The 11,188-nt window shown below is 43.1% G+C and carries 6 protein-coding genes; 5 read left to right on the top strand and 1 reads right to left on the bottom strand.

Annotation, left to right across the window (positions count from 1 at the left end):
* Positions 1–395 (bottom strand): IS1 family transposase (locus tag QUA03_RS06615; RefSeq protein ID WP_333210690.1); only part of this gene is annotated, 395 nt, incomplete at its 3' end.
* 160 nt (positions 396–555) lie between these two features.
* Between QUA03_RS06615 and dpdE the strand changes: the two genes are divergently transcribed.
* The 5 genes from dpdE to QUA03_RS06590 are packed head-to-tail and all read left to right on the top strand — an operon-like array spanning position 556 to position 11,150.
* The gene (gene dpdE / locus QUA03_RS06610) at positions 556–3,924 is read left to right on the top strand and encodes a protein DpdE (RefSeq protein ID WP_333210689.1); all 3,369 of its coding nucleotides are present in this window, start codon (positions 556–558) and stop codon (positions 3,922–3,924) included.
* Entirely contained in the window at positions 3,924–6,470 is a 2,547-nt protein-coding gene (dpdF, locus tag QUA03_RS06605; RefSeq protein ID WP_333210688.1) for a protein DpdF, read from the top strand. The genes dpdE and dpdF overlap by 1 nt, the downstream gene beginning before the upstream one ends.
* Entirely contained in the window at positions 6,467–7,351 is an 885-nt protein-coding gene (dpdG, locus tag QUA03_RS06600; protein WP_333210687.1) for a protein DpdG, read from the top strand. The genes dpdF and dpdG overlap by 4 nt, the downstream gene beginning before the upstream one ends.
* On the top strand, positions 7,348–10,443 hold the full coding sequence (dpdH, locus tag QUA03_RS06595; RefSeq protein ID WP_333210686.1) for a protein DpdH: 3,096 nt from the start codon (positions 7,348–7,350) through the stop codon (positions 10,441–10,443). The genes dpdG and dpdH overlap by 4 nt, the downstream gene beginning before the upstream one ends.
* Positions 10,440–11,150 (top strand): hypothetical protein, encoded by a 711-nt coding sequence (locus QUA03_RS06590; protein ID WP_333210685.1) that lies wholly within the window; start codon positions 10,440–10,442, stop codon positions 11,148–11,150. Before dpdH ends, QUA03_RS06590 begins: the two co-directional genes overlap by 4 nt.
* The last annotated feature ends 38 nt before the right edge of the window (positions 11,151–11,188 follow it).

Genomic DNA, 11,188 nt, shown 5'->3' with positions numbered 1-11,188 from the left:
GTCTGGGCATCCAATGCCAGCCAGACCCACTGCTGATTTCCTTTACTATCAACGAATGACCATAACTCATCCATCTGAACACTCAAGCGCTTTTTTTGCTTGGGAGTCACCTCCACTTGCTTCTTAACAGCAGCGGCTTGGCTATTAACGTATCGCTGCACTGTATCTTCTGACACTTGTAGTACCCGAGCAATCCCCGCCTGAGAAATACGTTCAAGTAGCATCCGTGACATCAACTCTTTTTGTTGTTTTGTAATAGGTTTCCATGCCGGATTTAAAACAAATTGACGACCACATTCTCGGCATTTATAATGTTGTTTATGATGCCGAGTTTGACCGTTTCGACTAACTTCTTCAGAACCACAATTAGGGCAACAATTAATTTCTAATGTCATATCACGCTATGGCAAACACTTCTCTAATCATAACGTACTCTGATCCTTTCCTTCAGGGCACTACCAGTGTAAGGACAAAAAGGGTGGAAAATTAAATTACACTGCTAGTTTTTCATGGGTATGGGCTACTCTAGTAAGAGGGAATGTAGAGGCCGGAACTATGATAAAGCTTGGTTTGCTGGTGCGATCGCGAAGCGTCTCCGCAGAAAAATCGCCAAACAACGACTTCGGAATCGGAAAAGTTACCGAGATATCTTACTCTACAGCAACAGTTGAATACTTCTGCTCAATTGGGCAACGCCTTGAAAAAACCTTACCCTTAACTTCGCTTTATAGAGTTCAACTCCCGCCTCAGACACGATGCTACATCCAGCCAGAAAGCCAGGATACATGGATAATTGGCCGAATTTTTGACTGGGACGAAGACAAAGGTCAGTATCGAATAGATCTACCCGATAAAAAGATAGCATTAGTTGCTGAACAGGAAATTTACGTTCGTTGCAACCTACCCATCGATGACCCAATCGAAACTCTAGCGATGAAAGGTCAAGAAACGCCCTACTTTCACGATCGACGTTTAGCTTTTGTCCAGTGTCTCATCGAACAACGCGCTGTCAGTCGCGGGATGACAGGGCTGATTTCTGCCAATATTGACCTTTATCCCCATCAAGTTGAAGTTGTCCGCCGCGTACTCGAAGACCCCATTCAACGTTACCTCTTAGCTGATGAAGTTGGACTGGGAAAGACGATCGAAGCAGGTGCTATTCTTCGCCAGTATCTCCTCGATGAACCGCAGGGACGTGCAGTGGTGCTTGTACCGCAATACCTGCGGGAACAGTGGCTTCAAGAATTAGAACATAAATTCTATGTCTCTGACTTGGACAATAGTGTCCAGGTACTTGCAGTAGAGGATGTCGATCGAGTCAGCCCTCATGCCGATTTGGGCTTCCTGATTTTAGATGAAGCACATCATATTGCAGCAATGGCGACCTCTTCAGATTCGATAAAGCGCAGGCGTTTCGAGACTTGCAAACACCTCGCTCATAAAAGCGATCGCCTACTTCTATTATCTGCAACTCCAGTTCTCAATCACGAGCAAGATTTCCTGGCGATGCTGCACCTACTCGATCCGATCACCTATCAACTTGATGATTTAGAAGGTTTTCGTGCGAGGGTGAAAAACCGCCAACAAATTGGTCGAGTTTTACTCTCATTTAAAGAGAAAGCAAATCCGTTTGTGCTTAAAACTAACCTCAACCAACTGCGAAACCTTTTTGCTGAAGATAAATATCTGCTAAATCTCGTAGACGAATTACAAAATTGTTTGCTTTCTAAAGAAACACTCCCGGCCGATCGAGATGGAATTGTGCGATCGATTCGCACCCACATCAGCGACACCTATCGGTTACACCGTAGAATGCTCCGCAACCGTCGCGCTGCGGTGGAAGATGTAATTTTTGCCCGAAATGTGACACCAAAAGTAGAGTATGACTTAGATGAGCGATCGCCCGAAATTCACGAACTAATTGATGAATGGCGCACAGTCGCTCCTAACCAACAACAATATCAGCAAATTTTTCTCCTTTTATTCCGTGCTAGCGGGACTTGGTTAGGGATTTTAGCGCAAGTGCTCGAAACCCGTTTAAGCGGCATCTCCCATTCTGCCTTGATTCAAGAATTTGGTGCTGATAATATCCGCATTCTGACAGAAACCCCTAAATTTTATGGGGAAGACCAGATTTTGCAATCTTTACTAAGGATTATTCAGCAACCTTCAGAAGAAGGATCTCGCCTCGACTTACTCAAAATAGTCATACTTTATCATCTTTCAGAAACTTTTAAACTTCAATCTTATCGCAGCAACCTTCATAAATTGCTCGAACAGGTGCAACAGCAAATTCGCCGACCGGTATCGGGAAATCCCCTACCTAAAATTGTCATTTTCACCAGTTTTGCCCAAACAGGCGCTGAAATTTTCCGGTGCTTATCAGATACCTTTGGTCAGGCATCTGTAGCTAGCCATCAATTAGGACTGTCTCGTTCTCATGTTGAGAAAAGCCTCAACCAGTTCAAAACTGACCGAAATTGTTTTATCCTTGTTTGCGATTCCTCTGCAGAAGAAGGTCGGAACTTTCAATTTGTTGATTGGATGATTCATTTCGATCTTCCCTGGTCGCCAAATAGTTTAGAACAAAGGATTGGTAGGATCGATCGCATTGGTCGCCCTTTAAATGTTCAATTTACAGTATTCGCCGGCTCAGACTTAGAGGATAGCCCTCACGATGCTTGGTATCAATTATTAAAAGACGGTTTCGGCATCTTGCATCAATCAATTGCCAGTATCCAGTTTTATGTAGATGAAAAATTACCAGGACTGCTAACCACTATGTTTCAATCTGGTGCTAGTGGACTATTAGAAATGATAGGGACTATCCAACAAGAAATTGCTGAAGAACAGGTAAAAATTAGCGAACAAAACGCTTTAGATGAAATAGATGCCCAGGATGAAAACGCTACCCAATATTTTCAAACTTTAGATGATTATGATGCTCGCCATCAGGAAATTAAACGAGCAACAGAAGACTGGATATGTCAAGCACTGCACTTCAAACAAATTGACGATCCGAATTTAGAAAAAGTAGGGCGTTATCAACCTACTAAGCGCACTCTAATTCCCATCCACGATCTGCAAACTCGCTTTGCTGCTTATGCACAACCCTCTGGTACTTATAACCGGAGAATATCAACTCAATATCCTGGTGTCAACCTCTACCGTATTGGGGAAGGATTTGTGGAAGCACTAGCATCTTATATCCATTGGGATGACAGGGGTCAAGCATTTGCAATCTGGCGGTGCGATGAATCTTGGGATGCTGGGGAAGGGATGGAATGGTTCGGTTTTCGCTTTAATTATATAGTCGAAGCCAATTTAGAGATAGCCCAAAAAGTTTTAACAGATTTTGGGATAGATAATACCAAATACAAGGCTCTAAAGCGACGTACCGATGCGCTACTTCCCCCAATTATAGAGACAATTTTCATGGATGCTCGGCATGAACCAATGAGCATTGTTGAAGATGAAGCACTTGTGAAGATCCTGCAACGTCCCTATAAAGGTAAAAGCAGTCATCCATGCCGAGATTACAACTTAGCGAAAAGTCGATTGCCGATTCTGAATGAGTTTATTGATGCTAGTAATTGGCAAGAATTTTGTCATCAGGCGCGTCGCACTTCTGAAACATTGTTGGGCGATCGCACTTCTTTCATCGAACTCTGCGAACAACAGGCCCAAATTGCCGAACAGAAACTAGGAAAAAGACTTGCTCAACTGCGCCTGCGTCTTAACCGCTTAGCTCAAAGCCAACAAACTTCGCATTCATTATTAGCGCAAGAAGTCAACACAGAAAATGCTTTAAGTCAAGCTATTTTAGAAGGAATTCGCCATCCCCGAATCCAGCTTGATTCTGTAGGATTCATCATTGTTTCTGGGCGAGTTCCCGTTCAATTTCTGAAAGAGGGGGATGAGTGATGGCTGATTTTTTCCAAGAGTTAAGAGACATTCTTCAAACAGGTAAGATTCCTGCTGATACAAGTCAGTTTTCAGAAACTTGTTACAGGCGCTTGCTTGATGCTTTGGCTGCTGCGGGAACTCCTGACGCGCCGGGAAAAGGGGATATTGCTGCTTTAGTGCGTCACGTATTGCGGCGAGAAGATGAGCTACAGGGCGGAATGCCCCAAATTATAGAAGTACGTCGGACTTCTTCTTTCCCGAATCGCGAAATTTGGCGGCAAAGCGGTATCAATATTTTGCGTGAAGATTCGGATTACTATTTAATTAGCGCTGATCCTTGGCAACCAAATTGGCTGGATTTTTCCGAACAATATCATCCAGACAAACCCGTATTTAAAGAGGAAATTCGCCGTAACTACGAGGCTGTAGCGGGAGATCCGTTTCTGGAATTGGTGGATTTGAAGAAATATCGGAGTGTAGGGCAGCGTGAAGCAATTCGTGCTGTTTTGACTGCTCCTGAGTGTGCGACACTTGTGATTAATCTGCCTACGGGTTCGGGAAAAAGTCTCTGCGCTCAATTGCCAGCGCTTTTGCGATCGCAAATTGGTGGTGTCAGTGTCATTGTTGTGCCGACTACAGCACTAGCGATCGACCAAGAACGAGCTTTAAAACGTTTTGTTAACCATCCAACTGCCTATTATGGCGATGAGTCTGAGGAAGGACAACAGAGACGGCAAGAAATTCGCGATCGCATTCGCAACGGCACCCAGCGCATCGTTTTCACCTCACCCGAAAGCTTGATGAGTTCCCTTGCACCCTCTCTTTATGAAGCCGCAATGTCAAAAAAGTTGAGGTATTTCGTAATAGATGAAGCTCATATCGTCGAGCAGTGGGGCGATGAATTTCGCCCAGAATTTCAAGAACTTCCCGGCTTGCGAAGAGACTTGTTGCGTTTAACTTCTTTTACGACTTTATTGCTGACTGCAACCTTAACCGAATCCTGTTTGGATACCCTGGAAACTTTATTCGGCAAACCCGGCCCGTTTCAAGTGATATCTGCCGTGCAGTTGCGACCAGAACCCTCTTACTGGTTTGCTTTGTGTGAAAGTGAAGAAATCAGAAAAGAGCGACTAATTGAAGCTGTTTATCATCTCCCTCGCCCTCTGATTGTTTACGCCACAAAACGGCAAGATGTGAGGCGATGGGAACAGGATTTGTTGCGTGCTGGATTCAAGCGGTGTGCCATTATGACCGGAGATTCTAGTGCAGCAGAACGCTCTCAATTGATTCAAGACTTGCGCGAGAGACGAGTTGATATAGTCGTTGCTACTTCGGCTTTCGGATTGGGCGTAGATCAGTCCGATGTTCGGGCAGTAATTCATGCCTGCATCCCAGAAACTATCGATCGTTTCTATCAAGAAGTCGGTCGAGGAGGTCGAGATGGCAAGGCAGCCATCTCGCTCACATTGCATACCACGGAAGACATAAAAATTGCCAAGTATCTTAATGAAAACTCTGCAATTACGATCGAACGGGGTTTGCAGCGGTGGCAAAGTATGTTTTTAAGCAAAGAAACTATTTCCGATGGTCGGTTTCGCGTTCGTGTCAATACTCCTCCATCTTTCCAACTAGCAGATATTGACATGAACAGCAAAAAGAATCAGGAGTGGAACATCTGTACTTTAACGCTGATGAGTCAGGCTGGTTTAATCGAAATGGATGCCGAACGACCGCCGCTAAGAAAAAATTTTGAATCGAAAGACGCTTATCAAAAAGCGCGGAAACTGCACCGAGAATCCCGATTTATTCGTATTTTAGATGAATCGCATCTGAAAGCCCAAACCTGGGGAAATAAAGTAGAACCAATTCGCCAACACCGCCAAAACTGGAGCTATAAAAATTTGGAATTGATGCGCGAGGCTTTACGACCAAAACGCTGTATTTCGGAAATATTAGCTGAAGCTTACACAATACGCGATCGTGCAATACCAGAACCGAGAAAAATGGTTAGGATTTCTCCTGCTTGTGGTGGATGTCCTGTGTGCAGAAAAAAGGGGGAATCACGATTTTCGGGAATTATGCCCGCCCCATCACCTGTATGGCAAAAGCCTAATTTTTGGGTAGGTGAAGAACTAGAACGATTGCTAGCCGGAGATAAATTAATGCTGATTTTCTATGAATCTATGGAGGAGAAAAATTGGAAAGTCAAAACCCCTAAATTTTTTCAATGGTTGAGGAATCAGGGAATTAGGAATTTAGTTGTTACTCACGAATTTCATAGTACATTTATTAAAGAACCAAATCTAATCTCAGATCCTTTTCTCTTTGTGTTTGAAAAATACCAACCCATTCTGATGCCGCGCATTCCTACCCTCATCTTTCATCCGCCCGGAAAGAGGCTCCCTGACAACTATCTGTCACCAAACAGAAATTCTGAGGCGCCGCTGATTATCGTGCTTCCCTTAGATACACGAGATCCCAGTCGTAGTGACCGCAAGCTGATCGATATTTTTTCAGGTAAATACTTTATGTTTAACCACTTTTGCACGGAGGTTAATTTATGAGCGTATTAAAAACTGCTTTGGCTACTCCTAGCCGAATGCGAGGCATATTTAGATATTTGCTTCAAGTCCCCAAGCAGCGTGAAAACAGGGAAAAACTCACTCGCCTGCTTTCTCCAGAGAAATTATCAGAAGGGAGAAACAAAAGTGCGGAACATCCGATGTTTGATGCTGCACTGCGAGAAAGTATCAAGTGCGACTTATTAATCGAAGAAAACGAGGAGATTGCTATAAATGGTCATCTTCCCGAAGCATCCAGACATCCTCAAACTGGCGATCAGTTCTTACCGAATACGCTGGTAGAGCTATTTTTCGCTTCTGATAATGAAGATGAAGAAGATTTAGGTCGCTTAATAGCATGGTATTTAGCCCAAGATATTTATGATGCTCCCGGTACGTGGGAAGAAGTAGAACAGCGTGTCGCAGAACAGAGAGTTGCTGAGTCTTTAGATTTGAAAATATCCAGCAATACTCTGTTCGGTCAAGTCGCGGACTGGATGTGTTATTTAGGGTTTGCTTGGGGCCATGCTTTAGGAGGGAACAAAATAATAGTTCCTGAGCCAACTGCTTATCTCAGACGAAATTTAAAAGAGTTATTTCAAGGAGAAGTACAAGCTAAACTTTCGCTCGCAGAGTTTGTCGATCGTTTAGCTAAAAAATGCCCGGTGTTTGAAAGTGGCAAATTTCGAGAACAGGTTGAGGAAAAAATCGGTTTTCGCTTACCCAATCATTTATCCACTAGCACGGCTTTTGCTTTATTGCGCCTTGAGGATGATGGTTACATCCAGCTTAAAAAAGAGTCGGATGCCGATTTATTCATCTTTCCAAGTGCCGACAATGAAGCAGGATTTTCTCATATTATTTGGAGGGGAGTAGAACTATGACTTTTACAAAATTTGTTTGCTGGGATGTGGAGCGCGTTCGCCGCGTGATGGGTTTGGAAGCTACCCAAACAGCAGATAGTATATTTCTGGCAACTCACCATCCGATCGCCATGTACCGCCAGGAACTTATCGAAGTGCCGTCGCGAGTTCGCTACACTGAGGAACAATTTCTCAAAGATTTTCTGGCTGAACAAGATTTCGCTTTCGTACCAGTTTTAGGAAGTTCTGGGACAGGAAAATCTCACCTGATTCGCTGGCTGGCCGCCAATATTGAATCGACACAGAAGCGTCGAGTTTTGCTGATTCCCAAAATTGGAACGAATCTCAAAGATATTATCAGTTTAATATTAGAAGGGGTGGCAGGAGCAACCTTCGATGAATACCGACAGCGTTTAAATCGAGCCACTAGCACCTTGACTGAAGCACAAGCGCGGGAACAACTTTTGAATCAGCTTGCTGCTGCGGTTGGCCCAAATGGTCGGGGCGATCGCACTCAGCTTTCTGATGAACAATATTACCTGGTTGATGTAATTGACTCTTTTTTATACGATCCATTTTTCCGAGAATACTGGCTAAAGGATGGAGGGATCGTCCATCAATTAGTTATCCACATTCTCGGACATCGAGATACGGTAGAAATTGTTGAAGAACGGCGGCAATTTTCGCTTGAGGACTTGCCTCTAAATGTTTTAGACTGGGCAAAAAAAGCTGGGAAGCAAGCACAGGATTTTTATGGCTTTTTAATCAACCATGAGAATATCCAAAAGGCAACTGTAGATTGGTTGAACCGTCATTTAGATGAAGCGATCGCTCAGGTTTTGAGCCTCGGACGGGAAGACTTGCAAAGATTAATGCGAGAAGTTCGCGAAGCTTTAGCCGAAGAAGGAGTAGAATTAGTTTTACTGATTGAAGATTTTGCCAAATTTCAAGGAATTGACCGCGAAGTTTTAGAAGCAGTTTTAGCGAGACCGCAACAAGCCGGAGGCAAATCTTTGTGCGCGATGCGAACGGCGCTAGCTTGTACTACGGGATATTTTGACGGTTTGAGGTTAGATACTGTAAAACAACGGATTACTTTTAGCGTTAATCTCGATGTCGGTACAGTTGGAAAACAACAATCTTTAGTGGATTATGCAGATATCAAACAATTTGTGGCTCGATATCTCAACGCGGTGCGTTTGGAGGATAAAATAATTCAAGATTGGGCTAAGTCTCGCAATTATGAAGATTCAGATAAAACAGCACTAAGTAGTGCTTGCAATGAATGCGAACACAAACTAGCTTGTCATGCAGGTTTTGGAGAAGCGGACGGTTTTGGTTTGTATCCCTTCACGCCTGAAGCCTTAGAGCAGATGCTTGCCAGGGTAAACCCCGAAACTTTTAAACCTCGATTTTTGATTAGAGATGTTCTCAAGTGGACTCTAGAAAATTCTATTTCTGATATTGAGCAGGGAAATTTTCCTGCTATTTCTGTGCGGGAACACTTTGGCAATAGGTTGCTGGATACAATGTTTCAGAAAGATATTAAAGCCAAAGACCCCCAAAATTACGATCGCCGCCAAACTCTCCTCGATTTGTGGACGGATAGTAACGAGCTTTGTGATTTTCGCCCAGAAATTCACTCCGCATTTGATATTCCTGCACTTGGCGTGAAGGTGCAGCAGACCAAAGTTCGACCCTCAGCTTCGCAGGCTAAAGACTCTAGGACTTCGGTTAGTAATTATCGAGTTGAGCCACAATCTCAAACTGAAAAAATTCCCGATAAGTTGGCGAATCAACTGCAAATTCTCGATCGCTGGAATAACCGAGAAATTCTCCCGCAGGATATCGGTGGAGAACTGCGCCCGTTGATTTACTCAGCTATTGTTGAGCGGATAGAATGGGATACAGAAATGCTACTTCAGGGGAGTTTTGCTGCTAGCGATAGTAAATACTTTAAGCGCCGAAACTTAATTTTTTACAGCCCAAAAGTTACGAGGGAGACGATTTCTGGAGTTAAACTATCTCTTCCTCTTACTCCTGACGATCCTGATGAGTTTCGAGAAAGCGCGATCGCCTTCCAAGGCATTTTACAATACAACCATTACAAGCATTGGAAGTTCCCCAAGGGATCTAGCTACTTTCGCGCTTATGCCACACAACTGGAAAAATGGAGTCAATATGTTTTAGAGCAAATTCGCCTGTATCCCCGCGAGTCTGGGGAACCCTGGAACCCTGTCCCTGCGGCTGTTGAGCTACTGGCGATCGCAGCAACAATGGCCGGACATCCTACAAATTCGATTGAAGATTTGATTAATAGTTTGTTTCTCGATTTAGAAGCAAAAGATTTAGAAAATCGTTCAGCTAACTGGAAAAAGCTATTTAATAGCTTAAAAAACCACCGCGAGGCTTTACTAGAAATTGTTAAAAGTCGCACGGCTTGCACAAAAGGAAGTTCTAAACAATTTCAGATTATTGATGTTGTACAAATCCTCGACCCATTGAAACAGGTTAGCAAATCTTGGCAACCTCAATGTGAAATTCCGACAGATGTTCGAGAAAAGTTTCCCGAAATTGAGAAAGCGCGTCAAGCTGCGGATGAGCTGCTAGAAAAAGCGATTCAGGAAGAGTGCGATCGCCAACTTGCTGTTTACAATTCTCTAGTAGCTGAATTAGGGGAAGACATCAAGAAAAAAGATGTTACCGATTTAGTAAAAAAGGCGATCGATAGCTCGCAAGAAGCTGGTGTACTTGGAGGCAGAAAGAGCGTCTATGAGCTAAAATCAGTATTGGAACAGTTTAAACGAGTTGGGATTTCTAGCTATTTAGAAACAATGAAGCGCGTGCAAGCTGAGAAAGATAATCCCGATAGTAAACCGAGCAAGCTGCTTAAGTATCTCAGCGAAAATCATCAAAAAGCAATGACAGAGGCTTCCGAATTTGTCGGCAGCACTAACAATTTTCTTGATGCTTCTCTAACCGAGGTGAATAACCGCATTGAAGATTTAGAAGTGTCTGGTGGTGCAACAGTAGAATCTTGCCATAGGGCTATTGAAGATGGATTGGCTAAACTGCGAAATCTAATTACTGAAATTAAAGGAGAGATCGTATGATTTTACAAAAATCCACTCAACTGATTAAGTTATCTCAATATAAAAGTAATCTTCAGAAAGATGCAAAAAATTTGCAAGGTTTTCAATCTAGACAACAACAGATTGAGCAAGCTGTCGCTGAAACTATACCTCTTGTTCAATCTTTGAGAGCTTTTCGCCAAAAAGGAATTACCAATTTTCATTTAACTCAAAAGGCTGAGATTTTGCTCACATTTATTGCTAATGTTGAGGCAGAATTTAAAAAAAATCCTGAATGGATTATACCCAATGAAAATTTTAACAACAAAAAGAATTTCACTTCTAGGATAGAGCAATTACAAAATTCTCTGAGAGAGCAATTGAATCAATCTTGGTGGCTCTATCGCAGTCAAAAAATGCCCAGCACTAATAATGAAATCCTAAATGTATTGGATAAAGTTTCGGCATTTAAGCCAACTGTCCAACGGATTAGAAGTTTAGATTGGCACATTCAGGAATCAAACTCAATTCCCGAAAGCAGTGAGGATTTTGAAAGAGTCGATCGGCTAATTGAGGAATTAAAGCAGTGCTGGGATGGCTTAAATTCTGATGAGGTTCCTGAAGCAGTGCTCTGTTTTCTGAAAGAGGCTGCGAATGAGGGTGCTACCCTGGGACTTTTAACGCCAGAGGTAAAAGATTGGTTGGCTAAACATGACCTTATTGATTCTTTACGAATTCGCTTGACCTAATAAATGGTTTGCGATGGTCCAAGAAATCACTGACGCAC

Origin of the sequence: Microcoleus sp. S36b_A4 (assembly GCF_036700645.1) — a bacterium.
Lineage (GTDB): Bacteria > Cyanobacteriota > Cyanobacteriia > Cyanobacteriales > Microcoleaceae > Microcoleus.
This window is presented reverse-complemented; position numbering and strand designations above follow the sequence as displayed.